Annotated in this window: 26 protein-coding genes and 1 rRNA gene; 25 read left to right on the forward strand and 2 right to left on the reverse strand. The window is 72.6% G+C overall.

The features are described from left to right. The first annotated feature begins 186 nt into the window (after window positions 1-186). Both rrf and FJQ56_RS15385 read left to right on the forward strand, forming a co-directional pair. A 5S ribosomal RNA gene (gene rrf / locus FJQ56_RS15380) occupies window positions 187-303 on the forward strand. A 205-nt stretch (window positions 304-508) separates the two neighbouring features. Continuing rightward, complete coding sequence (locus FJQ56_RS15385) at window positions 509-889, forward strand: single-stranded DNA-binding protein (protein ID WP_140010483.1); 381 nt, start codon at window positions 509-511, stop codon at window positions 887-889. On the opposite strand, the gene FJQ56_RS15390 is transcribed toward FJQ56_RS15385, so the two are convergent. After that, entirely contained in the window at window positions 807-1,982 is a 1,176-nt protein-coding gene (locus FJQ56_RS15390; RefSeq protein ID WP_140010484.1) for a DUF1015 family protein, read from the reverse strand. The two genes, FJQ56_RS15385 and FJQ56_RS15390, sit on opposite strands and share 83 nt — an antisense overlap. Before the next feature lie 111 nt (window positions 1,983-2,093). Between FJQ56_RS15390 and FJQ56_RS15395 the strand changes: the two genes are divergently transcribed. The 11 genes from FJQ56_RS15395 to FJQ56_RS15445 all read left to right on the forward strand — a co-directional run bounded on the left by FJQ56_RS15395 (window position 2,094) and on the right by FJQ56_RS15445 (window position 14,630). After that, window positions 2,094-3,053, forward strand: coding sequence for an HAD-IIA family hydrolase (locus FJQ56_RS15395; RefSeq protein WP_246084191.1), 960 nt, complete (start codon window positions 2,094-2,096; stop codon window positions 3,051-3,053). 9 nt (window positions 3,054-3,062) lie between these two features. Further along, a complete protein-coding gene (locus FJQ56_RS15400) occupies window positions 3,063-3,245 on the forward strand; it encodes a hypothetical protein (RefSeq protein ID WP_140010486.1) in 183 nt (60 codons plus the stop codon). A 2-nt stretch (window positions 3,246-3,247) separates the two neighbouring features. Continuing rightward, window positions 3,248-4,087 (forward strand): TlyA family RNA methyltransferase, encoded by an 840-nt coding sequence (locus tag FJQ56_RS15405; RefSeq protein ID WP_140010487.1) that lies wholly within the window; start codon window positions 3,248-3,250, stop codon window positions 4,085-4,087. Continuing rightward, window positions 4,084-5,040: an NAD kinase gene (locus FJQ56_RS15410; RefSeq protein ID WP_140010488.1), complete on the forward strand. Its 957-nt coding sequence runs from the start codon at window positions 4,084-4,086 to the stop codon at window positions 5,038-5,040. The genes FJQ56_RS15405 and FJQ56_RS15410 overlap by 4 nt, the downstream gene beginning before the upstream one ends. After that, the gene (gene recN / locus FJQ56_RS15415; protein WP_140010489.1) at window positions 5,037-6,761 is read left to right on the forward strand and encodes a DNA repair protein RecN; all 1,725 of its coding nucleotides are present in this window, start codon (window positions 5,037-5,039) and stop codon (window positions 6,759-6,761) included. The genes FJQ56_RS15410 and recN overlap by 4 nt, the downstream gene beginning before the upstream one ends. Before the next feature lie 39 nt (window positions 6,762-6,800). Continuing rightward, entirely contained in the window at window positions 6,801-8,480 is a 1,680-nt protein-coding gene (locus FJQ56_RS15420; protein ID WP_140010615.1) for a CTP synthase, read from the forward strand. Between the two features lie 67 nt (window positions 8,481-8,547). Continuing rightward, window positions 8,548-9,123 (forward strand): NUDIX domain-containing protein, encoded by a 576-nt coding sequence (locus tag FJQ56_RS15425; protein ID WP_140010490.1) that lies wholly within the window; start codon window positions 8,548-8,550, stop codon window positions 9,121-9,123. 81 nt (window positions 9,124-9,204) lie between these two features. After that, the gene (ald, locus tag FJQ56_RS15430; protein ID WP_140010491.1) at window positions 9,205-10,332 is read left to right on the forward strand and encodes an alanine dehydrogenase; all 1,128 of its coding nucleotides are present in this window, start codon (window positions 9,205-9,207) and stop codon (window positions 10,330-10,332) included. A 13-nt stretch (window positions 10,333-10,345) separates the two neighbouring features. Further along, the gene (xerD, locus tag FJQ56_RS15435; protein WP_211351092.1) at window positions 10,346-11,293 is read left to right on the forward strand and encodes a site-specific tyrosine recombinase XerD; all 948 of its coding nucleotides are present in this window, start codon (window positions 10,346-10,348) and stop codon (window positions 11,291-11,293) included. A gap of 66 nt (window positions 11,294-11,359) precedes the next feature. Further along, window positions 11,360-11,977 (forward strand): hypothetical protein, encoded by a 618-nt coding sequence (locus FJQ56_RS15440; RefSeq protein WP_140010493.1) that lies wholly within the window; start codon window positions 11,360-11,362, stop codon window positions 11,975-11,977. Between the two features lie 19 nt (window positions 11,978-11,996). Beyond that, window positions 11,997-14,630 carry a DEAD/DEAH box helicase gene (locus tag FJQ56_RS15445; protein ID WP_170215426.1) on the forward strand — a complete coding sequence of 878 codons (2,634 nt, stop codon included), beginning with the start codon at window positions 11,997-11,999 and terminating at the stop codon, window positions 14,628-14,630. Window positions 14,631-14,662: 32 nt separating this feature from the next. On the opposite strand, the gene FJQ56_RS15450 is transcribed toward FJQ56_RS15445, so the two are convergent. Then, a complete protein-coding gene (locus tag FJQ56_RS15450) occupies window positions 14,663-15,925 on the reverse strand; it encodes a glycosyl hydrolase (RefSeq protein WP_140010494.1) in 1,263 nt (420 codons plus the stop codon). Window positions 15,926-16,156: 231 nt separating this feature from the next. Between FJQ56_RS15450 and FJQ56_RS15455 the strand changes: the two genes are divergently transcribed. From FJQ56_RS15455 to FJQ56_RS15510, 12 genes are all read left to right on the forward strand, one after another. Beyond that, entirely contained in the window at window positions 16,157-17,164 is a 1,008-nt protein-coding gene (locus FJQ56_RS15455; RefSeq protein WP_140010495.1) for a ParA family protein, read from the forward strand. After that, window positions 17,149-17,568 (forward strand): hypothetical protein, encoded by a 420-nt coding sequence (locus tag FJQ56_RS15460; RefSeq protein WP_140010496.1) that lies wholly within the window; start codon window positions 17,149-17,151, stop codon window positions 17,566-17,568. The genes FJQ56_RS15455 and FJQ56_RS15460 overlap by 16 nt, the downstream gene beginning before the upstream one ends. Window positions 17,569-17,575: 7 nt before the next feature. Next, complete coding sequence (locus FJQ56_RS15465; protein ID WP_140010497.1) at window positions 17,576-18,451, forward strand: segregation and condensation protein A; 876 nt, start codon at window positions 17,576-17,578, stop codon at window positions 18,449-18,451. Continuing rightward, on the forward strand, window positions 18,448-19,089 hold the full coding sequence (scpB, locus tag FJQ56_RS15470; protein WP_140010498.1) for an SMC-Scp complex subunit ScpB: 642 nt from the start codon (window positions 18,448-18,450) through the stop codon (window positions 19,087-19,089). The genes FJQ56_RS15465 and scpB overlap by 4 nt, the downstream gene beginning before the upstream one ends. Continuing rightward, window positions 19,086-19,835, forward strand: coding sequence for a pseudouridine synthase (locus FJQ56_RS15475; RefSeq protein ID WP_140010499.1), 750 nt, complete (start codon window positions 19,086-19,088; stop codon window positions 19,833-19,835). The genes scpB and FJQ56_RS15475 overlap by 4 nt, the downstream gene beginning before the upstream one ends. 24 nt (window positions 19,836-19,859) lie before the next feature. After that, complete coding sequence (locus FJQ56_RS15480) at window positions 19,860-20,648, forward strand: helix-turn-helix domain-containing protein (protein WP_140010500.1); 789 nt, start codon at window positions 19,860-19,862, stop codon at window positions 20,646-20,648. A gap of 4 nt (window positions 20,649-20,652) precedes the next feature. Beyond that, on the forward strand, window positions 20,653-21,042 hold the full coding sequence (locus FJQ56_RS15485; protein ID WP_211351094.1) for a VOC family protein: 390 nt from the start codon (window positions 20,653-20,655) through the stop codon (window positions 21,040-21,042). A 116-nt stretch (window positions 21,043-21,158) separates the two neighbouring features. Beyond that, complete coding sequence (aroH, locus tag FJQ56_RS15490; protein ID WP_140010501.1) at window positions 21,159-21,542, forward strand: chorismate mutase; 384 nt, start codon at window positions 21,159-21,161, stop codon at window positions 21,540-21,542. 14 nt (window positions 21,543-21,556) lie between these two features. Then, a complete protein-coding gene (gene cmk / locus FJQ56_RS15495) occupies window positions 21,557-22,246 on the forward strand; it encodes a (d)CMP kinase (protein ID WP_140010618.1) in 690 nt (229 codons plus the stop codon). Next, window positions 22,243-23,046 carry a lysophospholipid acyltransferase family protein gene (locus tag FJQ56_RS15500; RefSeq protein WP_140010502.1) on the forward strand — a complete coding sequence of 268 codons (804 nt, stop codon included), beginning with the start codon at window positions 22,243-22,245 and terminating at the stop codon, window positions 23,044-23,046. The genes cmk and FJQ56_RS15500 overlap by 4 nt, the downstream gene beginning before the upstream one ends. Then, on the forward strand, window positions 23,043-24,422 hold the full coding sequence (gene der, locus FJQ56_RS15505) for a ribosome biogenesis GTPase Der (RefSeq protein WP_140010503.1): 1,380 nt from the start codon (window positions 23,043-23,045) through the stop codon (window positions 24,420-24,422). The genes FJQ56_RS15500 and der overlap by 4 nt, the downstream gene beginning before the upstream one ends. An 81-nt stretch (window positions 24,423-24,503) precedes the next feature. Continuing rightward, window positions 24,504-25,169: a hypothetical protein gene (locus FJQ56_RS15510; RefSeq protein WP_140010504.1), complete on the forward strand. Its 666-nt coding sequence runs from the start codon at window positions 24,504-24,506 to the stop codon at window positions 25,167-25,169. The last annotated feature ends 17 nt before the right edge of the window (window positions 25,170-25,186 follow it).

The raw sequence follows: 25,186 nt of genomic DNA on the forward strand, positions 1-25,186 counted from the left end.
GGGCTTGCCACACAAACCCTCAACCAACACCACACACGCGTAACACACACAGCACCTAGTTACGCCTCGCGTCCACGAGAACACAACATGACTTGCCCACCACCCACGGTGGCTGGCGACCGTCCCCCCGATTGTGGGGGTTGGTCGACCAGAATCCCCTGGGGTGGGGTGATGGGCACATAGAGTTACGGCGGCCATAGCGACAGGGAAACACCCGGTCCCATACCGAACCCGGAAGTTAAGCCTGCCAGCGCCGATGGTACTGCAATCGCGAGGTTGTGGGAGAGTAGGACGCCGCCGGACAAACATTCGCAAAGAGGCGACCCGATATCGGGTCGCCTCTTTGTGTTTTTGCCGTTCCTGCCAGACCGCTCTGCGCGACCCACGGTTGGTATGACCACGAGTCGTCCACAGCTGCGCTCGTGGGGGCATCCTCCACAGGTCCGCGGGCTGGGACGTCCCCGTTGTGGGCCACAACGACGAGGCTCAGCGCAGGAGGTGACGTGCAATGGGTGCACAACGCAAGGCTGGTGGTCAGGAGCCCGCGGAGCTCGGGTCCCAGGAGGCGATCAACGAGGTACGTCTCGTGGGGCGGCTCTCCGCGGTGCCCGAGGAGAAGGAGCTACCCAGCGGGGACACGCTGGTGTCGTTCCGGGTGGTGGTGCCGCGACCCCCGGACCCCAAGCGCACCACCAAGGTCGATGCCCTCGAGTGTGTGGCATGGACGAGTCGTGCGAAGAGGTCGGTGCGATCGTGGCGGATGGGCGACGTCGTCGAGGTCGACGGCGAGCTGCGCCGGCGGTTCTTCAGGACCGGGTCAGGTCCGGCGTCACGGGTGGAGGTGCAGGTGACGAAGGGTCGGGTCGTTCGTCGAGCCAGGACCGGATGAACAGGCCGAAGGCCGGCTTCGGTTGGAACGACGTGGCCTTCTCGGGGAAGAGCCGGCCGGCCTCGACGACCTGCTGTACCTGCGACAGGGTCGTTGCGGGCATCAGCATCGCCGTACCGCGATCGGGTCCGGCTTGGCGCAGGGCGTCCTGAGCGGCGTGGTGATAGGTGATGCGACTCGGTCCGTGCGCCAAGGACGGCACCAGGAGGTCGTGGAGCACCTCGACCTCGACCCGTCCGTCATCGAGCACCAGGTCGATCACCATCCAGGTCTCGTTGTCGGTGGCCACGAGGGTCGAAGGGCCCAGAGCGGCGACGGCCTGTTCATGGGTGGTCTCGTGGGTGGTGATCTCGAGGGCGGCAGCGGCGTCGGCGACATCACGGATAGAGGAGCCGAGCAGGAGACGGTGGATCGCACCGAGGAAGAGCGGGGTGTCGTCGTGGTCGACGATCATGGCGAGGCCACGGTCGGTGGGGGCGCCGGGGTTACGCGCCTGGAGCTTGAGGTAGGCCGCGTAGCGGTGGTGTCCGTCGGCGATGAGCGCGGTCGTCGGCCCCAGGAGCTCGCCGATCCGGGCCAGGAGCTCAGGATCCCGCAGCGTCCACCAACGGTGCAGCTGGCCGGCACGATCGATCAGCTGCTCGGCCGGTCCCGAGCGCACCGTGGCCAGGAGCTCGCGCAGGGGCGCGGGGGAGCGCTGGACCAGCAGGATGGGAGCCGGGTTGATGCACATCTCCTCCATCCGGTCGGCGAGGTCGTCGGCCTGGGCGGGATAGATGCCCTCGTGCGGCAGGATCGCCCGTTGGTCGAGGCGGTGGGCCCGGTGCGAGACGTCGACCGCTCCGACGAGCCCACGCACGGTGATCCCGCTGACCGTGTACTCGTGGAGGTAGAGCGCCGGGGTGTCGTCGTGGACCAGAAACCCGCGCTGCTCCCAGGTGCGCAGGCGTTGCTGGACGTCGTGATAGGGCCGCGCCAGGGTCCTGGCCGACGCCGGGTCGGAGATCCGGGAGTCGGCCAGGCGCAGCGCACGGAACGGGACGAGACGGAGCGGACCGGCCACGAGAGGTGGGGTCACCGGCGCCTGGTCCATCCGTGCAGCCTACGAGGCGGGGTCGCGACGAGCGGACCGGAACACGGCTGCCAGAGTGACGTCATGTTGTCGTCGTCCTCGTCGCCGCTGTGCCGCACCTACGATCTCGCGATGCTCGACCTCGACGGCGTCGTCTACGTGGGGCCGCAGGCGGTGCCGGGAGCACCTGAGCACCTTGCGGCGGCCCGGGACCAGGGCATGGGCGTCGCGTTCATCACCAACAACGCGTCGAGGCCGCCGGGCGCCGTGGCCGAGCACCTCGGCGAGCTGGGGGTCCCGGCGACCGCGGCCGACGTGGTGACGTCCGCGCAGGCCGCGGCCGGGGTGCTCCTCGAGCGACTGGGCGAGGGCGCTCGGGTCGTGCTGCTGGGGACCACCGGACTGGCGGAGGCCCTCTATGAGCGGGGCCTGGTCGCGGTCGGGGTCGAGGACGACGCCGACGCGGTGGTGTCGGGCTACGGGCCACAGGTGCCGTGGGGCGACATCATGCGCGCCGCGGTCCGGATCCGCGACGGCCTGTGGTGGGTGGCCAGCAACACCGACGGCACGATCCCGACGCCGTACGGCGCCGCGCCGGGCCACGGGGTGCTGGTCGACACGGTGCGCCGGTTCACCGGCGTCGAGCCGACGGTGGCCGGCAAGCCCGCCCGGCCGCTGCTCGACGAGACGGTGCGCCGGGTGGGCGGCGATCGTCCGCTGATGGTCGGCGATCGGCTCGACACCGACATCGAGGGTGCCCGCAACGTCGGCATCGACTCGCTGTTGGTGCTGACCGGGGTCACCGGCCTGGCCGAGCTGGTGGCCGCGCGCGAGGGGGAACGGCCGTCGTACGTCGGGCTCGACCTGCGTGCGCTCACCGAACCGCAGCCGGCACCGGAGCACGTCGACGGTGGCTGGGTCCTCGGCGGATGGACCGGGTCGGTCGACGAGGGCGCGCTGCGGGTCGAGGGCGCGGGCTCGGCCGACGACTGGTGGCGGGTCGTCGCCGTCGCGGCCTGGAACGCACTCGACGAGTCCGGGGACGTCGTCGACACCGCGGGCCTGACGCCGCCTGACACCGACGGCCGCTAGCCTCGACCCATGATTGACGACCTCGACGAACCGCCCGCGGAGCGGCCCGACGCCACCGGCGTCGACCGGGTCGACGCGGTCATCGACGCGGTGGCCACGCTGGGCGAGCGCCCGCTGGCCGAGCAGGTGGCGGTGTTCGAGCAGGTGCACGCCGAGCTGCGGCGTACCCTCGACGACCCCCGGCCGGCCTGACGGTGCCGCCACGGCGGCTGCGTCTCGACGCCGAGCTGGTCCGGCGAGGTCTCGCGCGCTCGCGCGAGCACGCCGCGGAGCTGGTCGGTGCGGGTCGGGTCAAGGTGTCCGGCGCGGTGGCGACCAAGCCCGCGACCGGGGTGACCACCGACGTCGCCATCGTGGTGGCGGTCGACCCCGACCGCCCCGACTACGTGTCGCGCGGGGGCCACAAGCTGGCGGGAGCCCTCGACGTCTTCGGGCAGGGCGGCCTCGTCGTGGCGCGACGCCGCTGCCTGGACGCGGGCGCCTCGACCGGCGGCTTCACCGACGTCCTGCTGCGGCGTGGAGCGCGCGAGGTGGTGGCCGTCGACGTCGGCTACGGCCAGCTGGCCTGGTCGCTGCAGAGCGACGAGCGGGTGGCGGTGCACGACCGGCAGAACGTGCGCGAGCTGACCCCCGACCTGATCGGCGGGGCCGTCGACCTCGTGGTGGGCGACCTGTCGTTCATCTCGCTGACCCTGGTGCTCGACGCGCTGGTGGGGGTGACCGCGGCCGACGGCGACCTGGCGCTGATGGTCAAGCCGCAGTTCGAGGTCGGCAAGGACCGGGTCGGCAAGGGCGGGGTGGTCCGCGACCTCGCGCTGCGCTCCGAGGCGGTGCTGCACGTCGCCGCCGAGGCGGCCCGGCGCGGCTGGGGAGCGCGCATGGTCACCCGCAGCCCGTTGCCCGGGCCGTCGGGCAACGTGGAGTTCTTCCTCTGGCTGCGCCGGGGTGAGGCCGAGATCGGGGAGGACGAGGTCCACCTGGCTGTGCACGGCGCCGACGAACCGTCGGCACCGGGTGAGAGGCTGGAGCCATGACGAGCTCCCACACCAGCAGGCGAGTACTCCTGCTGGCCCACACGGGCCGCGCCGAGGCGCGCGCGGTGGCCGTCGCGTTCGTCGAGGGCCTCACCCGCGAGGGCGTCGTGGTCCGGCTGATGGCGGCCGAGGCCAAGGACCTCGGCGTCGCGCCGACCGGATCGGGCATCGAGCTCACCGAGTCCGAGACCGACGCCAGCCGCGACTGCGACCTCACGCTCGTCATCGGCGGCGACGGGAGCATCCTGCGCGCGGTCGAGTTCACCTACGACAGCGGCACGCCGGTGCTGGGGGTCAACCTCGGTCACGTCGGGTTCCTCGCCGAGGCCGAGGTGGGCGAGATCGACGCGACCATCCGGGCCATCGTCGACGGCACCTGGACGGTGGAGGACCGGCTGACCCTCGACGTGGCGGTCGTGGTGGACGGAGCCGTGGTGACCACGACCTTCGCGGTCAACGAGGCCAGCGTCGAGAAGGCCGCGCGCGAGCGCATGCTGGAGGTCGTCCTCGAGGTCGACGGCCGTCCGCTGTCGCGGTGGGGTTGCGACGGTGTGGTGTGCGCGACCCCGACCGGCTCGACCGCCTACAACTTCAGCGCCGGCGGCCCCATCGTCTGGCCCCGGGTCGAGGCCCTGTGCGTCGTCCCGCTGAGCGCGCACGCGCTCTTCGCCCGACCCCTGGTCGTGGCACCCGACTCCCTGGTCGCGATCGAGGTCCTCGACCGCAACCAGGGCGCGGGCGTGCTGTGGTGCGACGGGCGGCGCACGGTCGACCTGCCGCCCGGCGCCCGGGTGGAGGTACGCCGCGGCAGCCAGCCGGTGCGCCTGGCCCGGCTGCACCAGGCGCCGTTCACCGACCGGCTCGTGGCCAAGTTCGGCCTCAACGTCGAGGGGTGGCGTGGTGAGGGCGAGCGTCGGCTGCTCGGTGCCCAGGACGGCGGGTCCCCCTCGTGATCGAGGAGATCCGGATCAGCTCGCTGGGGGTCATCGACTCCTCGGTGCTCGAGCTCGGTCCCGGACTCACCGTCATCACCGGTGAGACCGGCGCCGGCAAGACGATGGTCGTCACCGCGCTCGGCCTGCTCCTGGGCGGTCGCGCCGACAGCGGCGCGGTGCGCACCGGAGCCCGTCAGGCGCGGGTCGAGGGTGTCGTCCGGGTGGCTGGGCTCGACGCGTTCGCCGCTGCGGTCGACGAGGTCGGCGGCGAGGTCGAGGACGGCCCCGACGGCGGCGTGGTCGTGCTGGCCCGCAACGTGTCCGCCGAAGGCCGATCACGGGCCTTCGTCGGCGGCGCCACCGTGCCGGTGACCAGGTTGACCGAGGTCACCGAGCCGCTCGTCGCGGTCCACGGCCAGTCCGACCAGCACCGTCTGCTGCTGCCACGGGCCCAGCGCGACGCGCTCGACCGGTTCGGCGGCGACGCGCTGTCCCGGCTGCTGGCCACCTACGTCGACACCTACCGGCGCCTCGAGGCGACCACCCGTGAGCTGGCCGAGGTCACTGCCTCGGCCCGCGAGCGGGCCCGTGAGGCCGACCTGCTGCGCTTCGGGCTCGGTGAGATCGAAGAGGTGTCGCCGGAGCCCGGCGAGGACGACGAGCTCGGGGCCGAGGAGTCCCGGCTCGGTTTCGCCGACACCCTGCGCAGCGCCGCCGAGCAGGCCCGCGAGGCCCTGTCCAGCGAGAGCGGGGGACCCGACGCGCTGGCGACCACCTCCGCGGCCCGGGGATTCCTCGAGAGCGTCCGCGACCACGACCCCGAGGCGGCGTCGCTGGCCGACCGGCTCGCCGAGGTCACCTACCTGGTGTCCGACGTCGCGGCCGACGTGGCGTCGTACGCCTCGCGGCTCGACACCGACCCCGCGCGGCTCGCCGCGGTCTCCGAACGGCGCGCGGCGCTGACCGCACTGACCCGCAAGTACGGCGACAGCATCGACGAGGTGCTCGCCTGGTCGCAGCAGGCGGCCACGAGACTGCTCGACCTCGACGGCACCGACGAGCGCATCGTCACCCTCACCGGTGACCGGGACCGGCTGTCCGGTGAGCTGGCCGTGGCCGCGACCGCGCTCAGCAAAGCCCGCACCAAGGCGGCGCGCCGCCTGGAGAAGCAGGTCACCGCCGAGCTGGCGCTGCTCGCGATGCCCCACGCCCGCCTGACGATCACCGTCACCCCGGTCGAGCCGGCCGCCCACGGCGCCGACGACGTCCAGCTCCTGCTCGCTGCCAACGTCGGGGCCGAGCCGCGAGCCCTCAGCAAGGGGGCCTCCGGCGGTGAGCTCTCCCGGGTCATGCTCGCCCTCGAGGTGGCGCTCGCCGGCACCAGCCCCGTGCCCACCTTCGTCTTCGACGAGGTCGACGCAGGCGTCGGCGGCGCCGCGGCCGTCGAGGTCGGACGCCGACTGGCCGAGCTGGCCAGGACCGCCCAGGTCCTCGTGGTCACCCACCTGCCGCAGGTGGCGGCGTACGCCGATCGGCACGTGCTGGTGCAGAAGGCGAGCGACGGGTCGGTGACGACCTCGGGACTCACCGTCCTGGACGACGCGGCCCGCGAGCGGGAGCTGTCGCGGATGCTCGCCGGTCAGGCCGACTCCGACACCGGGCTGGCCCACGCCAAGGAGCTGCTCGAGGTGGCGCAGTCCTCACGTCCGACACCCCCGGGACCGCGCGCCGATGGCTGAGCCGGTCCGCGCCGTGGGATAGGATCGAATCCCGTGAAGGTGGCCCCGGTAGACCAGTCCAAGCACGTGTTCGTCACCGGAGGCGTCGCCTCCTCGCTCGGCAAGGGCCTGACCGCCTCGAGCCTGGGTCGACTGCTGCGCTCGCGCGGCCTGCGGGTGACGATGCAGAAGCTCGACCCCTACCTCAACGTCGACCCCGGGACGATGAACCCGTTCCAGCACGGCGAGGTGTTCGTCACCAACGACGGCGCCGAGACCGACCTCGACATCGGTCACTACGAGCGGTTCCTCGACACCGACCTCAACCAGATCGCCAACGTCACGACGGGGCAGGTCTACTCCAGCGTCATCGCCAAGGAGCGTCGCGGCGACTACCTCGGTGACACCGTGCAGGTCATCCCGCACATCACCAACGAGATCAAGGACCGCATCCTCGCGATGGGGTCGCCCGACATCGACGTGGTGATCACCGAGATCGGCGGCACCGTCGGTGACATCGAGTCGCTGCCGTTCCTGGAGTCGGCACGCCAGGTGCGCCACGAGATCGGCCGCGACAACTGCTTCTTCCTGCACGTCTCGCTGGTGCCGTTCATCGGTCCCTCGGGCGAGCTGAAGACCAAGCCCACGCAGCACTCGGTGGCCGCGCTGCGTCAGGTCGGCATCCAGCCCGACGCCGTGGTCTGCCGCGCCGACCGCGAGCTGCCCGACTCGATCAAGCGCAAGATCTCGCTGATGTGCGACGTCGACGAGGAGGCCGTGGTCACCTGCGCCGACGCCCCGTCGATCTACGACATCCCCAAGGTGCTGCACCGCGAGGGGCTCGACGCCTACGTCGTACGCCGGCTCGACCTGCCGTTCCGCGACGTCGACTGGACCGTGTGGGACGACCTGCTGCGCCGCGTCCACCACCCCAAGGAGGACGTCACGATCGCCCTGGTCGGCAAGTACATCGACCTGCCCGACGCCTACCTGTCGGTCGTCGAGGCGCTGCGCGCCGGTGGCTTCGCCCACGAGGCCAAGGTGCACGTGCGCTGGGTGCAGTCCGACGAGTGCGAGACGCCCGCCGGTGCGGCCAAGCACCTCGGCGACGTCGACGCCGTCGTCGTACCCGGTGGGTTCGGCATCCGCGGCATCGAGGGCAAGCTCGGCGCCCTGACCTTCACCCGCACCCACGGCATCCCGACGCTCGGGCTGTGCCTGGGGCTGCAGTGCATGGTCATCGAGTACGCCCGTCAGGTGACGGGGCTGTCGAAGGCCGCCTCGACGGAGTTCGACCCGACCTGCCCCGAGCCGGTGATCGCCACCATGGAGGAGCAGAAGTCCTTCGTCGACGGGGCGGGCGACCTCGGCGGCACCATGCGCCTGGGCCTCTACCCGGCCGACCTGCTCGCGGGCAGCATCGTGCGTGAGGCCTACGGCGCCGACCGCATCGAGGAGCGGCACCGCCACCGCTACGAGGTCAACAACGACTACCGCGACCAGATCGCCGAGTCGGGCCTGGTGTTCTCCGGCCTCAACAACGACCTCGACCTGGTCGAGTTCGTCGAGCTGCCCCGTGAGGTGCACCCCTACTACGTCGCGACGCAGGCGCACCCCGAGCTGCGCTCACGCCCGACCCGACCGCACCCGCTGTTCGCGGGCCTGGTCGGCGCCGCGATCGAGCGGCAGAAGGAGCTGCGCTTCCCGATCGAGGTGCCGCACGACGACCTCGCCGACTGAGGCCGCGCAGGCCGGCCTCGACCACTCCGTCCGACGGGGAGACCGTCCGTCACGTTAGCGTCGGGCCATGGCCGACCTCGCCGACGTCCCCCAGCAGTGGCCCGTTTCCTCGACCCTGGACCTGCACCGTGACGGGTGGGTCGTGGCGCTCCGTGCCGACCAGGTGGTGACCCCCGACGGCGCGACCGCGCGGCGGCTGGTGGTCGAGCACCCCGGGGCCGCCGTGATCCTGGCGGTGGACGACCACGACCGGGTCTTCGTGCTGTGGCAGTACCGACACCCGGCCGGTCGTCGGTTCGTCGAGATCCCGGCGGGTCTGCTCGACGGCGACCCCGGCGAGGAGCCGGTCGAGGTCGCCCGACGCGAGCTGCGCGAGGAGGCCCAGCTGCAGGCGACCTCGTGGACGCTGCTGGCGACGTCGTACCCCTCGCCGGGCATCAGCGCCGAGGTGCAGCACCTGTTCCTGGCGCGCGGACTGAGTCCCGCCGACCGGGGCGACTTCGAGCTGCACCACGAGGAGGCCGACATGACCTCGGCCTGGGTGCCGTTCGCCGAGCTGTACGACGCGGTGCTGGCCGGGCGCGTCGGTGACGGTCCGGTCATCCAGGCCGTCCTGCTGGCGCGGGCGCGTGGGCTCGTCTGACCGACGGCGACGTACTAGCGTGCGGAGCGGCCACGAGCCGTCAGCCCCACCACCCCACTCCCACATCCCAGGAGAGACCACGTGCGCATCGGCGTCCCGAAGGAAGTCAAGAACCACGAGTACCGCGTCGCCATCACGCCGATCGGCGTGCACGAGCTGATCGCGCACGGCCACGACGTGGTGGTCCAGGAGGGCGCCGGGCTCGGCTCCTCCATCACCGACGCCGAGTACGTCGCCGCCGGCGCGAGGATCGTGGGGAGCGCCGAGGAGGCGTGGGGGACCGACGGGGGCGTCGACCTGGTGCTGAAGGTCAAGGAGCCGGTCGCCGAGGAGTACCCGCGGATGCGCGAGGGGCTCACCCTGTTCACCTACCTCCACCTCGCGGCCGACAAGCCGCTGACCGAGGAGCTCCTGCGGCGCCGGGTCACCGCGATCGCCTACGAGACGGTGCAGCTGCCCTCGGGCGGGCTGCCGCTGCTCTACCCGATGTCGGAGGTCGCCGGCTGCCTGGCGCCCCAGGTCGGGGCCTACGCGCTGCTCAAGGCCCAGGGCGGCCGCGGCACGCTGATGGGCGGCGTCGGCGGTGTGGCCAACGCCAAGGTCGTCATCATCGGAGCCGGCGTCTCGGGGCAGAACGCCGCCAACATCGCCCTCGGCATGGGCGCCGACGTCACCCTGCTCGACACCGACCTGGACAAGCTGCGGATGTCGTTCTGGCGCTACAACAACCAGGTGCACGGCCTGGCGTCGTCCCGGCTGACCATCGAGCAGCAGGTCACCCAGGCCGACATGGTCATCGGTGCCGTGCTGATCCCCGGCGCCGCGGCGCCCAAGCTCGTCTCCAACGAACTCGTCTCGCGGATGAAGCCGGGCTCGGTGCTCGTCGACATCGCCGTCGACCAGGGCGGCTGCTTCGAGGACACCCACGCCACCACCCACGCCGACCCGACCTACCAGGTGCACGGCTCGACGTTCTACTGCGTGGCCAACATGCCCGGCGCGGTGCCCAACACCTCGACGTACGCGCTGACCAACGCGACCCTGCCGTACGCCGTCGCGCTGGCCGACAAGGGCTGGTTCGACGCCTGCGTCGCCGACCGCTCGCTCGCCCTGGGCCTCAACACGCACGCCGGTGAGCTCACCAACGGCCCCGTCGGCGAGGCCGTCGGGATCGCGGCGGTCCCGCTCGAGGACGTGCTGACCTCGTGACGGCGTCCTGAGGGTGGGGCACGGGGACGTCGCGGCGGCGGTCCGTACCTACCTCGACCACCTGACGGTCGAGAAGGGGCTGGCCCTCAACACGCTCACGTCCTACCGACGCGACCTGCGGCGCTACCTGGAGTTCCTCGGCACGGTGGGCATCGAGGACCTGGCCGGCGTGCGCGAGGAGACGGTGACCGCGTTCCTGGTGCGGCTGCGCGAGGGCGACGCCGACCACCCGCCGCTGAGCTCGACCTCGGCCGCGCGGACGGTGGTCGCCGTCCGCGGCTTCCACCGGTTCGCGGTCGCCGACGGGCTCGCCGAGGTCGACCCGGCCGCCTCGGTCAAGCCGCCGGCCGCGGCCAAGCGACTCCCCAAGGCGCTGCCGCTCTCGGACGTCGAGGCGATCCTCGAGGCGTCCGGGGCAGCAGGCACGACCCTGGCGCTGCGCGACCGGGCGCTGCTCGAGGTGCTCTACGGCACCGGGGCCCGGATCTCCGAGGCGGTCGGCCTCGACGTCGACGACCTCGACCTGACCGACGGCACCGTGCTGCTGCGTGGCAAGGGCGGCAAGGAGCGCCTGGTGCCGGTGGGGTCCTACGCCCGGGAGGCCGTCGAGGCCTACCTGGTGCGCGGTCGCGCCGAGCTGGTCTCGGCCGGCGCGGTCTCGCACCGCGGCGGGGTCGGCGGGGCACTGTTCCTCAACGCCCGGGGCGGTCGGCTCTCGCGGCAGTCGGCGTGGGCCGTGCTGGTCAAGGCGGCGGAGCGGGCAGGGGTCACCCGTGACGTCTCGCCGCACACCCTGCGACACTCGTTCGCGACCCACCTGCTCGACGGGGGTGCCGACGTACGCGTGGTCCAGGAGCTGCTCGGACACGCGTCGGTCACCACCACCCAGGTCTACACACTGGTGACGGTCGAGAACCTGCGCGAGGTGTTCGCGACCGCGCACCCGCGGGCCCGCGACTGAACCACGCAGTCCCGGGCAACGTCCCACCGCAGCACCCCACCCCCGACGACTGGAGAAGCCATGTCCGTGCGACCCCTCCGCCTGATCCTGCCGCTCGCCGTCTGTGCCGCCCTGCTGGTCGGGTGCGGCGACGACGGTGACGACGACACGAAGGCGGACCCGACGAACAGCCCGTCGCAGTCCGCGACCGACACGCCGTCGAGCGAGACCACCAGCCCGGCCGCCCCGACCACCTCCAGCGACCCCGGTGACGACCCCGATGGCGACGCCGATGGCGACGCCGGTGACGACCCCAGTGACGACCCGAGCGCGTCCGACGGCCCCACCACGCCGGTCCCGGCGGACGCGGCCGAGGTGTGCGGCGTCTTCAGCACGGCGTACGACGCCGTCGTGAAGGGCACCGGCACCCTCTCGACCGACCAGTCCACCCCCCTCCCGGCAGAGCTGGTCGACGCGCTGCACGCGTGGGGCGAGGGCCTGGCCGACGCCGACCTGCCGTCGAGCCTGACCGACGACGAGAGCGACGGGATCGGCATCATGTCGCGACTGCTGGTGGCGATCCCCGACGACGCCACCGGCAAGGACCTGGCCACGTTCGACGAGAAGCTCTCGGGCAGCGACGACGACAAGGTCGAGGCCGCCAGCGACTGGGTCGACCAGACCTGCAACCTCGACCTCTCCTGACCTGCGCAAGGATGGCCGGGTGCCCGAGCGAGCTGGACCCCTGACGCCGTCGTGGGTCCCCACACCCGGCACCGCCCCCGACGACGTCTTCCTGGCGGTCTCGGAGTGGGCCGAGGGGCGCGGGCTCCCGCTCTACCCGCACCAGGACGAGGCGATCATGGAGATCGTCGCGGGTAGCAACGTCGTCATCGCCACCCCGACGGGCTCGGGCAAGTCGTTGGTGGCGATCGGCGCGCACGCCGCCGCGCTCGCCGACGACCGGGTGTCGTTCTACACCGCGCCGATCAAGGCGCTGGTGAGCGAGAAGTTCTTCGACCTGTGCCAGGTCTTCGGCGCCGACAACGTCGGCATGCTCACCGGCGACGCCACGGTCAACGCCGACGCCCCGATCATCTGCTGCACCGCCGAGGTGCTGGCCAACCTGGCGCTGCGCGAGGGCGCCGCTGCCGACGTCGGCCTCGTCGTGATGGACGAGTTCCACTTCTACGCCGAGCCCGACCGGGGGTGGGCGTGGCAGGTGCCGCTGCTCGAGCTGACCGACACCCAGTTCGTGCTGATGTCGGCCACCCTCGGCGACGTCACCGACCTGGCCGCCGACCTCACCCTCCGCAACGGGCGCGAGACCGCGGTCGTCGACCAGGCGGAGCGTCCGGTGCCGCTCAGCTTCACGTGGGCGCTGACCCCGCTGGCCGAGACGCTCGAGGAGATCGTCACGACCCGGCAGGCGCCGGCGTACGTCGTGCACTTCACCCAGAAGGACGCCGTCGAGCACGCCACGTCGCTGCTGACCGCCTCGTGGCTGCCGAAGGGGACCGTGGTCGAGCTGCCCGTCGGCTTCCGGTTCGGCGCCGGCTTCGGCAAGACGCTCTCGAAGCTGCTGCGCCGGGGGATCGGCGTGCACCACGCCGGGATGCTGCCGCGCTACCGCCGCCTGGTCGAGCAGCTCGCGCAGGCAGGGGCGCTGACGGTCATCTGCGGCACCGACACCCTCGGCGTCGGCATCAACGTGCCGATCCGCACGGTGCTGTTCACCGCCCTCGCCAAGTACGACGGCACCCGCTCGCGGGTGCTGCGGGTGCGGGAGTTCCTCCAGATCGCCGGACGAGCGGGCCGCGCCGGCTTCGACACCGCCGGGTACGTCGTCGTCCAGGCTCCCGAGCACACCATCGCCAACGAGCGCGCCAAGGCCAAGGCGGCCGCGAAGAACGCCGCGATGAGCGAGGAGAAGCAGGCCAAGCGCGGCAGCAAGGCCCAGCTGAAGAAGCCGCCGGAGGGCACCGTCGTGTGGACCGAGGCGACCTTCGACAAGCTCGTGGCCGGAGTGCCCGAGGCGCTCGTGTCGCGGATGAAGGTCGACAACGCGATGCTCGTCAACGTGCTGTCGCGCGACGAGGACGGCTTCGCCGTGATGCGTCGGCTGCTCACCGACAACCACGAGCCACGACGCCAGCAGCTGCGCCTGGCCCGGCGCGCGCTGCGCCTGGCGCGCTCGCTGCTCGACTCCGGGACGATGGTGCGCCTGGCCGAGCCGGACGCGCTCGGCCGCCGCTACGTGCTCGCCGACGACGTGCCCGACGACTTCGCACTCAACCAGCCGCTGTCCCACTACGCGATCGAGGCCCTCGAGGTGCTCGACCCGGAGTCCGACGACCACACCGTCGACATCGTCTCGGTCATCGAGGCGACCCTCGAGGCACCGCGACAGATCCTCTTCGCCCAGCAGCACGCGGCCCGCGGCGAGGCACTGGCGGAGATGAAGGCCGACGGGCTCGAGTACGACGAGCGGATGACCCTGCTCGACAAGATCACCTGGCCGCAGCCGCTGGCCGAGCTGCTCGAGGCGACGTACGAGATCTATCGCACGCGGCACCCGTGGCTGCGCGAGGACGCGCTCGACCCGAAGTCGGTGGTGCGTGAGATGTACGAGGCGGGGATGTCGTTCACCGACTTCTGCTCGCGCTACCAGCTGGCGCGCTCCGAGGGGCTGGTGCTGCGCTACCTCACCGACGCCTACCGCGCGCTGCGCCAGACCGTGCCCGAGTCGCACCGCACCCCCGAGCTCGAGGACCTGCTGGAGTGGCTCGGCGAGACCGTGCGCCAGACCGACTCGTCGCTGCTCGACGAGTGGGAGGCGCTCAACGACCCCGACCACGCCGCACGCTCGGTGCTCGAGAACGAGCCGCCGACCTCGCCGCGCCCGATCTCCAAGCAGGACCGGGCGTTCCGCGTGATGGTGCGCAACGCCATGTGGCGGCGCGTCGAGCTCGTCGCGCGCGACGACCTCGACGGGTTGATGCGCCTGGAGCGCGACGCCGCCGACCGCCTCGACCCGCCGCGTGACGTGGTCATGGGTCGGTCGGCCTGGGACGAGGCCATCGAGGCGTACTACGCCCAGCACGACACGGTGCTGACCGCGGGCGACGCCCGCGGGCCGGAGCTGCTGCAGGTCTCGGCCGAGACGGGCTCTCCCGCGGGTGTCGACCCCGACGAGGACCCCGGCGAGACGCGGCTGTGGCGGGTCACCCAGACCCTGGCCGACCCGGCCGGCGACCGCGACTGGGTCATCGAGGCCGTCGCCGACCTCGACGCCTCCGACGAGGCCGGCGAGCTGGTGCTGGCCACCGTCGCGTTCCGCTGCCTCACCGACGGCTGAGCGTCAGTGACCGGCTCGGGGCCGGGTGAGCCTCACGAGGTCGAGCAGACCCCGTCGGGGCAGGTCGACAGCAGCTCGGGCCCACCGCGCAGTGAGCCCAGCTGCTTCTTGCCGGTGGAGCCGTCGGAGCCGTCGCCGTCGTCGAACCACATCATCACGTAGGCGGGGGACACGCCGTCGGCGGCGGCGCTGGGCGCCACCCGGGCGGGATCCCACGCCCCGCTACTGCTGCCGTGGGGCCCGGCCTCGGTGACCGCGGCCCGCGGGACCCGTCCGGCGAGCTGGGCCAGTCCGGACAGGTCGAGCCGGTCGGCCTGGGAGGTCTTGTCGGCCATCTCCTCGTAGCTGTCGACGCCGACCAGGTCGACCCGGTCGGGCAGGATCGTCAGCGGGTCGGTGATCCGGTCGTCGTTGACGGCGTTGGCCGACCAGCCCCACACGACGTTGTGGACGCCGGCCTCGGCGGCGCGCTGCTGGATGGCGGCGTACAGCTTCCGGTAGGTGGAGGGGTCGGTGCCCTGGGCCCACCAGAACCAGTCGCCGTTGGCCTCGTGCAGGGGCCGGAACACCACGGCGGCCGGCGCGAAGCGGCCGTCATCGCCGGTCTGCAGTCGCTGGAGCAGCTCGATCTTGGCGTCGACGTCGCGCCAGAAGGCGTCGTAGGCGGCGTTGCCCGGGCTCAGCAGCGCGCCGAGGTCCTGCCAGCCCTTGTCGTAGGAGTCGCCACCGGTGCCGGGGTTGAGGGTGTGCCACGACGCGGTGAGCACGACGCCCTCCTCGTTGAGCTCGAGGAGGGACTGCAGCGGTGGCGTCGCGAAGTCGTAGGTCTCGCCGAGGGCGAGCTCGTCGAGGTCGAAGCCGACCACGGCCGGCCGCTCGGGCTGCAGCTCGTCGAGCGGGGCGAGGTAGTCGGCGTTGGAGACGTTGAGCTGCTGGCCCAGGCCGTAGCGGCCGCTGGTCCGCCAGTCGTCGAGGGTCGCGGCCAGGCAGACGGCTTCGGGCGTGGCGTCACCGTCGACCAACGGCACGTCGGGGGTGCAGTCCTGGTCAGGAGGCGTGGTCTGCGGGGGCTGGGTCGTCGGCTCGGGATCGGTCGACGGCGCCGAGGTCGTCGCCGAGGTCGGTGCCGAGCTGGCGGGGGAGGAGGGCTCGGTCACGCTCGGGTCCGGGGTCTCTGCGGTGGCCGTACGTCGGTCGGCGGCGGTCGGCGCGGAGCCGTCGTGGCCCGAGCCGGGCAGCACGGCGAGCACGCACATCACGACGCCGAAGACGGCGGCGAGCAGCGCCCTGGCCATGGTGGTCCTCCGTCTGCTCGCGTTGTCGGCGCCGATCCGGGTGTCGGGCGCGTCGACCCCACCAGTCTGACAGGCCCACCCGCGTCCACCGGATCGTCGGCGACCCGGTGGTGCCGCCCGGACCGAGACGGGCCTAGGCTCCCGGCGAGTCGTCCCGCAAGTCGCTGTGTCGACATTGTTGACTGGATCGGGACCAGCGCCCGGACGACGACCCCCACCTGAGGAGCAGCCATGACTGACGGATCGTTCGTCGGCACCCCCGCGATGCCGCCACGCACGGAGGTCCCGCGCGCCAGCCGCCCCGACGACCTCGCGCCCCGCGAACCGGTCGCCGCGACGCTGCCGTTCGAGCGCCCCGAGACCACCGCCCCCGCCGTACCCACGCCGCCGGCGACCCCCGAGATCGGGCCCACCGGCCGGCCGGTGCCCGTCTTCGTGGCGCCCGGTCCCGTGGTCGAGGGCCGCCCGGCCCGGGTGGTGTCGATGTGCAACCAGAAGGGCGGGGTCGGCAAGACCACGACCACGATCAACCTGGGTGCCGCCCTGGCCGAGCAGGGCCGCCGGGTGCTGCTGGTCGACTTCGACCCGCAGGGCTCCCTGTCGGTCGGCCTGGGCCTCAACCCGCACGAGATGGACTTGAGCATCTACAACCTGCTGATGCAGCGCGACGTCACCCTCGACGACGTCGTCGTGCCGTCGGGCGTGCCGGGCATGGACCTGCTGCCGTCCAACATCGACCTGTCGGCCGCCGAGGTGCAGCTGGTGCACGAGGTGGCCCGCGAGCAGACCCTGCAGCGCGTCCTGGCCCCCGCCCTCGACCAGTACGACGTCATCCTCATCGACTGCCAGCCCTCGCTCGGCCTGCTCACGGTCAACGCGCTGACCGCCTCCGACGGCGTGATCGTGCCGCTGGAGTGCGAGTACTTCGCGCTGCGTGGCGTCGCGCTGCTCAAGACGACCATCGACAAGGTCCGCGAGCGGCTCAACCCCAAGCTCGAGATCGACGGAGTCCTCGGCACCATGTTCGACGGCCGCACCCTGCACAGCCGTGAGGTCATGGACCGCCTGGTGCAGGCGTGGGGAGACACCGTGTTCCACACCGTGATCCGGCGCACCGTGAAGTTCTCCGACGCGACCGTGGCCGGCGAGCCGATCACGGCGTACGCCTCGAGCTCGGCCGGGGCCGACTCCTACCGTCAGCTGGCCAGGGAGGTGCTCACCCGATGGCCCGACGAGTGAGCCTGCCGGCGGCCGACGACCTGTTCCGGCCCACGGCGCCCGACGCCGATGCCGACCCCGGGGTGGGGAAGCCCCAGGGATCGGCCACGGGATCGGCCAAGGAGTCGGGCCCGGGATCGAGCAAGGTCCGTGTGGTCCCGGACGCCGTCGAGGCACCCGACAGCGGCGACGAGGCCGCCCGCAGGCGTGCGAGCGGTCGCATCAAGCACGACGAGAAGATGACCGTCTACGTCACGCCCGACGAGCTGCTCGACCTGGAGCGGACCCGGCTGGAGCTGCGTGCCGTGCACGGCCTGGTCGTCGACCGCGGACGCCTGGTGCGCGAGGCGATCGACCTGGTGCTGGCCGACTTCCACGCCCAGGGCGCCGACTCGATGCTCGTACGCGGTCTGCTCGACGAATGACCCCTCCATGACCACGACGGACCTCGAGCGGCCGGAGCCCGGGACCACCGCCCCGGAGTTCTCGCTGCACCTGCACAACTTCGAAGGCCCCTTCGACCTGCTGCTCAGCCTGATCTCCAAGCACAAGCTCGACATCACCGAGGTCGCGCTGTCGCAGGTGACCGACGAGTTCATCGCGCACATCAAGGCCCGCCAGTCCCTGTCCCCGGAGGGGGAGGGATGGGACCTGGAGCAGACCACGTCGTTCCTGCTGGTGGCCTCGACGCTGCTCGACCTCAAGTGCGCGCGGCTCCTGCCGCAGGGCGACGTCGAGGACGAGGAGGACCTCGCGCTGCTCGAGGCGCGTGACCTGCTCTTCGCGCGGCTGATGCAGTACAAGGCGTTCAAGCAGGTCGCGGCCCTGTTCGCGACCCGGCTCGACGGCGAGGCGCTGCGTCACCCGCGGGCGGTCGGCCTGGAGGAGCGGTACGCCGGGCTGCTGCCCGAGGTGCTCATCGGGATCGGGCTCGACCAGTTCGCGGGGCTCGCGGCCAAGGCACTGGAGCCCAAGGTCGAGCCCGAGGTCGCCCTGCACCACATCCACGCCGCCACCGTGTCGGTGCGCGAGCAGGCCGGGCTCGTGGTCGACCGGCTCAAGCGCGGTGGCACGCTCACCTTCCGGGCGCTGTGCGGCGACTCGCCCGACACCCTGACCACGGTCGCACGGTTCCTGGCGCTGCTCGAGCTCTTCCGCGAGGGTGCGGTCGCGTTCGAGCAGGCACAGGCCCTCGGCGAGCTGACCGTGCGCTGGACCGGCGACGAGTCCGACGACGTCGCCGACACCATCGACATCGACGAGTTCGACGGCACGCCCCTGCCCGTCGTCCCTGAGGAGAGCCCGTGACCGAGTCCGACACCGACACCCTGGCGGTGCCGCTCACCGCGTTGCGACCCTCGCTCGAGGCGGTGCTCATGGTCGCCGACCAGCCGCTGGACGCCACCGTCCTGGCGACCGCGGTGAGCTATCCGGCCGAGGAGGTGACGGCCGCCCTCGACGCGCTCGCCGCGGAGTACGCCGAGCAGGGACGCGGGTTCGAGCTGCGCAACGTCGCCGGTGGCTGGCGCTTCTACACCCGCGAGGAGTACGCCGCCGTGGTCGAGGGCTTCGTGCTCGAGGGCCAGCAGGCGCGGCTGACCCAGGCGGCCCTGGAGACGCTGGCGGTCGTGGCCTACAAGCAGCCCGTGTCGCGGGCCCGGGTCTCGGCGATCCGCGGCGTCAACGTCGACGGCGTCATGCGCACGCTGCTCGCGCGCGGCCTGGTCGAGGAGGCCGGCCGCGACGGCGACCACGGCGCCACGCTCTACCGGACGACCACCTACTTCCTGGAGCGGATCGGCGTGCAGTCGATCGACGAGCTGCCCGAGCTGGCGCCGTACCTGCCCGACCTCGACGACCTCGAGGACGAGCTGGCCGACATGGTCACCCCGCCCGCGGCGGCTCCCGACGCGGGTCCCGACATCGAGCCGGACCCGGCGCCATGAGGGAGGTCGCGACCGACGACGAAGGACTGATCCGGCTGCAGAAGCTGCTCGCGCAGTCCGGGGTCGCCTCGCGCCGCAAGTGCGAGGAGCTGATGCTCGACGGCGAGGTCGAGGTCGACGGCGAGGTCGTCACGCGTCTGGGCGCCAAGGTCGACCCCCGCACCGCGGTGATCCGGGTCTCCGGGCTGCGGCTGCCGCCGGTCTCCGAGCACGTCTACCTGGTGCTCCACAAGCCCCGCGGCGTGGTGTCGACGATGTCGGACCCCGAGGGTCGTCCGACGCTCCAGGACCTGGTCGACGACCGGCCCGAGCGGCTCTTCCACGTGGGGCGCCTCGACACCGACACCTCGGGGCTGATCCTGCTCACCAACGACGGCGACTTCGCCCACAAGATGGCGCACCCGTCGTACGAGGTGGACAAGACCTACGTCGCCGAGGTCGACGGCGAGGTCACCAAGGACACCGTCGCGGCGCTGCTCGCCGGCGTCGAGCTCGACGACGGACCGGTGCGCCCCACGGAGGTGCGCGTCGTCGCCTCGACCCGGCCCAAGTCGATCGTCGAGCTGGTCATCCACGAGGGCCGCAACCGCATCGTGCGCCGGCTCCTGGACCACCTGGGCCACCCCGTGCGCAAGCTGAGCCGGATCCGGTTCGGCCCGGTCCGGCTCGGTGGCCTGCCGTCGGGCGAGCTGCGCGAGCTGACCAACGACGAGCTGGGCGCCCTGCTCGACAGCGTCAAGCTGTAGCCACGGCGGCGTACGGTGGCGCGCATGAGCGTGCCACCGGTGCTGGCGCCGTACGTCGCTCGCCTAGCGGCGTACGACGTCGTCGGCGAGCCGGGGGTGCACATCGGGATGCCGTCGACGCGGCTGACCCTGGTGCTGGCGGTCGACGAGCCGGTCGACGTCGGCTGGCACGACGGGGCCGCACGCGGGCGCTACTGGGCCAACGTGTCGGGGCTGCACCCGGCACCGGCGGCGATCCACCACGGCCGGCGTCAGCGCGGGGTCTTCGTGGAGCTCACCGTGGCGGGAGCCCGGGCGCTGCTGGGGACGCCGGCGGCGGGGCTGGCGGGGCAGATGGCCGAGGTCGCCGAGGTCGACCCGGCCCTGCGCGACCTCCCCGAGCGCCTCTCGTACGCCGACCAGGCGGCCTGGGAGGGGCTGGTCGCCCGCGCGCTGGTCGGGTCGCTGGCGCGGCATGACGTCCCGGGGCCGCGGGCCGAGGTCTGCCGGGCACTGGCGCGGCTGACCGGTGGCGCCTCGGTGGCTGACGTCGCCGACGACGTGGGCTTCAGCCGCCGCCACCTGGGCGACCTGGTCCGTGCCGAGGCGGGCGTGAGCCCGCAGCACTGGGGACGGCTGGCGCGGTTCGAGCGCAGCCATGCCCAGGTGCGCACCGGGCTTCCCCTGGTCGAGGTGGCCGTGCGCTGCGGCTACGCCGACCAGTCCCACTTGACGCGGGAGTGGGTCGCGTTCGCGGGCTGCAGCCCGACGGAGTGGCGGCGCCGCGAGCTCCCATCCGTCCAAGACAGGGCGCCCGACGACCCGCCAGGCTGAGGTCATGGAGACCAAGGACATCAAGCACTGGCAGAGCATGAGCTTCCGCGACGTCGAGGTGATGGGCGCCTGGCTGGCCGCGATCGGGTTCCGCGAGCACGCCGTCCACCGCGACGAGGCCGACCCGTCGGTGGTCGTGCACGGGGAGTGGGTGTGGGACGGGGGCGCTGGCCTGATGGCCGGAAGCGTCCGCGAGGGGGCGCCGGTCACGGCTCCCGGCGCGTCCTCGGCGTACCTCGTCACCGACGACCCCGACGCCCTGTTCGACGCCGCGGTGGCCGCCGGGGCGAGTGTCGAGCGCCCGATGGTCGACCAGGACTACGGCGGGCGCGGCGGCAGTGTGCGCGACCCGGAGGGCAACCACTGGTCGTTCGGGAGCTATCAGCCGGCGTGAGTCGGCGGGACCCCGGCGGGCGCGGTCGACGTGACGCTGCGGTGGCTTCGAGGCTCGCTGCGCTCGCACCTCAGCCGGCGTGTGGTGCTGGTACCTCCTGCCTCTAGCCTGGAGGCATGGCGGTGCGTGCGGTGAGGGGAGCGACCCAGCTCGACTCCGACGAGCGCGAGCAGATGCTCGAGCGCGTCTCGGAGATGGTGCTCGACGTGATGGCGTCCAACGGGTTGGAGGTCGACGACTTCATCTCGGTGATCTTCACCGCGACCTCCGACCTGCACAGCGAGTTCCCGGCCTACGCCGCGCGACAGCTCGGGTTCGGCGACGTGCCGCTGATCTGCGCGCGTGAGCTCGAGATCGCCGGGTCGATGCCGCGGGTCGTGCGGATGATGGCGCACGTCGAGACCGACCTGCCCCGCGCCGACATCACCCACTGCTACCTGCACGGGGCGGCGGCACTGCGCAGCGACCTGACCCGCGTCCGCTCGGTTCCCGACCAGTAGGGTCTGTGCCCGTGATGGACCTGGGACGCATCGTGGTGGCGGTCGACGGCACGTCGGGCTCGGGCAAGTCGAGCACCTGTCGCGGCGTGGCCGAGCGGCTCGGGCTGCGCTACCTCGACACGGGCGCGATGTTCCGCGCCGTGACCTGGTGGATGCTCGAGCACGACGTCGACGTGCACGACGCCGATGCCGTGTCCGCCCGGGTGGACCACCTCGTGCTGGCCTCGGGCACCGACCCTCGTGACCCGACCATCGAGGTCGACGGCCAGGACGTCAGCGTCCAGATCCGCACCGACGAGGTGACCCGGTCGGTGTCGCCGGTCAGCACCGTGCCGGCGGTCCGGGCCCGCCTGCTCGACCTCCAGCGGCAGATCATCGCCCCGCCCGGGCAGCCCAGCGGCGGGATCGTCGTCGAGGGGCGTGACATCGGATCCGTCGTGTGGCCGCAGGCCGAGGTCAAGGTCTACGTCACCGCCGACCCCGCCGCCCGCGCTGCCCGCCGCGCCCGGGAGGAGGGTGGCTCCGACGTCGGCGCCACCGAGCGGGTGCTGCGCGAGCGCGACCGCATCGACTCCGGGCGCGCCACCGCCCCGCTGGTGCAGGCCGATGGTGCCGTGCACCTCGACACCACGTCCTACACCCTCGACGAGGTGGTCTCCCTGCTCGTCGGTCTCGTCGAGCAGACCCTCGACGCACCGGCGTGAGCCCGGCGACGGGTCCGGCGACGGGTCCGGCGACGGGTCCGGCGACGGGTCCGGGCAGCCACGCCGAGCGCCCGCGCACCGACGGCGTACGCCGCCCCGAGCGGTGGCTCCTGCACGGAGCCCGACCGGTGGCCCGCTGGCTGATCCGGCGGCGCTACCGCGTGGTCGTGCACGGGGCCGAGCACGTCCCCGCGAGCGGTCCGGTGGTGATCGCGGCCAACCACACCGGCATCATCGACGGCCCGCTGATGGCGATCTTCGCGCCGCGCCCGGTGCACGCGCTGACCAAGCTCGAGATGTTCCGCGGCTTCCTGGGACGGTTCCTGACCTGGGCCGGCCAGATCCCGCTCGACCGGATGCAGACCGACCCGCGCGCCGTACGACTGGCCGTGCACGTGCTCCGCGAGGGCGGCGTCGTCGGCATCTTCCCCGAGGGCGCCCGGGGGGCCGGCGAGCTCGAGCTCTTCCACCGCGGCGCGGCCTACCTGGCCATGACCACGGGCGCGCCGATCGTCCCCCTGACGATGTTCGGCACCCGCGAGCCGGGTGGCGCGTCGTCGTCGCTGCCGCGTCGCGGGGGCACCATCGACCTCGTCTTCGCCGCGCCGTACGCCGTGGATGCGGTGTCCTGGCCCCGGACGCGAGACGATGTCGGCGAGGCGTCACGCCTCCTGCGGGCCCGGATGCTCGCCGACCTGCAGGAATCCATCGGTGCGACCGGGCGTTCGCTCCCCGGACCGCTCCCTGCGGGCCAGCACGAACCAGACCCCGGTGGGGGTGTCACGGAGAAGTCAGCATGACCGAGCACGACATCGAGACGTACGACCACGACGGCGGCAACGGCGACGGCGAGCACGACGGGCCCATCCCGGTGCTCGCGGTCGTGGGGCGCCCCAACGTGGGCAAGTCGACCCTCGTCAACCGCATCATCGGCCGCCGCGAGGCCGTCGTCGAGGACGTGCCCGGCGTCACCCGTGACCGCGTCCCCTACGACGCGCACTGGAACGGCCGCGCCTTCACCGTCGTCGACACCGGCGGCTGGGACCCCGACGCCAAGGGTCTCGCGCAGCGCATCGCGGCCCAGGCCGAGGTGGCCGTGACGCTGGCCGACGCCGTGCTCTTCGTGGTCGATGCGACCGTCGGGATCACCGACCACGACGAGGAGGTCGTCAAGATCCTCCGCAAGTCGGGCAAGCCCGTCGTCCTGGCCGCCAACAAGGTCGACGACGCGCGCACCGAGGCCGAGGCGTTCGCGCTGTGGAACCTCGGGCTCGGCGAGCCGTGGCCCGTCTCGGCGCTGCACGGCCGCGGCTCCGGCGACATGCTCGACGCCGTGCTGGAGGCCCTGCCCGAGCCGCCGCCCGATCGCGACAAGGAGCCCGGCGGCCCCCGTCGCATCGCCATCGTCGGCAAGCCCAACGTCGGCAAGTCCTCCATGCTCAACCAGCTCGCCGGCTCCGACCGCGTGGTCGTCGACAACGTCGCCGGCACGACCGTCGACCCCGTCGACGAGCTCGTCGAGCTCGGCGGGCGCCTGTGGCGCTTCATCGACACCGCCGGCATCCGCAAGCGCGTCAAGGAGGCCTCGGGCCACGAGTACTACGCCTCCCTGCGCACCACGACCGCCATCGACCGGGCCGAGGTCGCCATCCTGGTCATCGACGGCGGCCAGCCGGTCTCCGAGCAGGACATGCGGATCATCCAGACCATCCGTGAGTCGGGACGCGCCCTGGTCATCGCCTTCAACAAGTGGGACCTCGTCGACGCCGAGCGCCGCTACTACCTCGAGCGCGAGATCGAGCGCGACCTCGTGCAGGTGCAGTGGGCGCCGCGCATCAACGTCACCGCCCGCACCGGCTGGCACATCGACCGGCTGGTCCCGGCCATCGACAAGGCGCTCGAGGGCTGGGAGACCCGGATCAGCACCGGCGTGCTCAACGGCTTCCTCGGCCGGCTCATCGCCGAGCACCCGCACCCGGTGCGCAGCGGCAAGCAGCCCAAGATCATGTTCGGCACCCAGGCCGGCTCCGCGCCGCCGATGTTCGTGCTGTTCACCTCCGGCAAGCTCGAGGCGTCCTACGAGCGGTACGTCGAGCGGCGGCTGCGCGAGGAGTTCGGCTTCGTCGGGACCCCGATCATCCTGCAGCAGCGGGTGCGCGAGAAGCGCAAGCGCTGAGCCTGGACCCGGCCCGACCGGGCCGGGTCGTCGAGCGGTGCCCCCGCTTGACGCGTTCGAACATGTGTTCGAAGATGAGGGGTGCCCGCCCGCCCCGCCCTCACACCGCTCGACCCGGGCCGTTCCGTGGTCGACCAGCTGCGCGAGCGCGTCGCCGCGATGGAGCGCCAGCCGGCCCGGGCCGAGGTCGCGACGCTGACGGGCCTGTCCGACCTCGTGCCACTGCACGCGGGCGCGACCTACGGCGTCGACTCGGCCTCGCTTGCCCTGGCGCTGGCCGCCGGGGCGTCCCAGGCCGGGGAGTGGGTCGGCTTCGCCGGGTGCCCCGACTTCGGGGCCGAGGCCGCCGCCGAGCTGGGCGTCGAGCTGTCGCGCACGGTGCTCGTGCCCGACCCTGGTGAGCACTGGCTCGAGGTCACCGCCGCCCTGGTCGACGTGCTGAGGGTGGTGGTGCTGCGTCCGCCGGCCAGCGTCGACGCGCGGACCGCCGGGGTGCTCGACTCGCGGCTGCGCACCCGCTCGGCCGTCCTGGTGGTGTGGGGCGACTGGCCGCGCGTCGAGGCGCGGGTCAGCGTCGAGTCGTCGCAGTGGGCGGGTCCGCTGGCCGGCGACGGCCGGCTGGTGGAGCGCCGGGCCCGGGTCGTCGTACGCCGCGGGGCGCGACCTGCCCAGCGCGCCGACGTGTCGTGGCCGGGTGTGCGGGTGGCCAGGCCGCTGCTCGCCGGGCTGCGCGAGGTGTCGGGGTGAGGCGCCGTGGGGACGCC

Source organism: Nocardioides plantarum, assembly GCF_006346395.1.
Taxonomy (GTDB): domain Bacteria; phylum Actinomycetota; class Actinomycetes; order Propionibacteriales; family Nocardioidaceae; genus Nocardioides; species Nocardioides plantarum.

Coding starts and splice junctions, on each gene's coding strand:
- FJQ56_RS15485 (WP_211351094.1), top strand. CDS start 20,653: ATGGAGACCAAGGACATCAAGCACTGGCAGAGCATGAGCTTCCGCGAC.
- FJQ56_RS15475 (WP_140010499.1), top strand. CDS start 19,086: ATGAGGGAGGTCGCGACCGACGACGAAGGACTGATCCGGCTGCAGAAG.
- FJQ56_RS15455 (WP_140010495.1), top strand. CDS start 16,157: ATGACTGACGGATCGTTCGTCGGCACCCCCGCGATGCCGCCACGCACG.
- der (WP_140010503.1), top strand. CDS start 23,043: ATGACCGAGCACGACATCGAGACGTACGACCACGACGGCGGCAACGGC.
- FJQ56_RS15450 (WP_140010494.1), bottom strand. CDS start 15,925: ATGGCCAGGGCGCTGCTCGCCGCCGTCTTCGGCGTCGTGATGTGCGTG.
- FJQ56_RS15460 (WP_140010496.1), top strand. CDS start 17,149: ATGGCCCGACGAGTGAGCCTGCCGGCGGCCGACGACCTGTTCCGGCCC.
- FJQ56_RS15425 (WP_140010490.1), top strand. CDS start 8,548: ATGGCCGACCTCGCCGACGTCCCCCAGCAGTGGCCCGTTTCCTCGACC.
- FJQ56_RS15385 (WP_140010483.1), top strand. CDS start 509: ATGGGTGCACAACGCAAGGCTGGTGGTCAGGAGCCCGCGGAGCTCGGG.
- FJQ56_RS15465 (WP_140010497.1), top strand. CDS start 17,576: ATGACCACGACGGACCTCGAGCGGCCGGAGCCCGGGACCACCGCCCCG.
- FJQ56_RS15395 (WP_246084191.1), top strand. CDS start 2,094: ATGCTCGACCTCGACGGCGTCGTCTACGTGGGGCCGCAGGCGGTGCCG.
- FJQ56_RS15390 (WP_140010484.1), bottom strand. CDS start 1,982: ATGGACCAGGCGCCGGTGACCCCACCTCTCGTGGCCGGTCCGCTCCGT.
- FJQ56_RS15410 (WP_140010488.1), top strand. CDS start 4,084: ATGACGAGCTCCCACACCAGCAGGCGAGTACTCCTGCTGGCCCACACG.
- aroH (WP_140010501.1), top strand. CDS start 21,159: ATGGCGGTGCGTGCGGTGAGGGGAGCGACCCAGCTCGACTCCGACGAG.
- FJQ56_RS15480 (WP_140010500.1), top strand. CDS start 19,860: ATGAGCGTGCCACCGGTGCTGGCGCCGTACGTCGCTCGCCTAGCGGCG.
- cmk (WP_140010618.1), top strand. CDS start 21,557: ATGGACCTGGGACGCATCGTGGTGGCGGTCGACGGCACGTCGGGCTCG.
- FJQ56_RS15400 (WP_140010486.1), top strand. CDS start 3,063: ATGATTGACGACCTCGACGAACCGCCCGCGGAGCGGCCCGACGCCACC.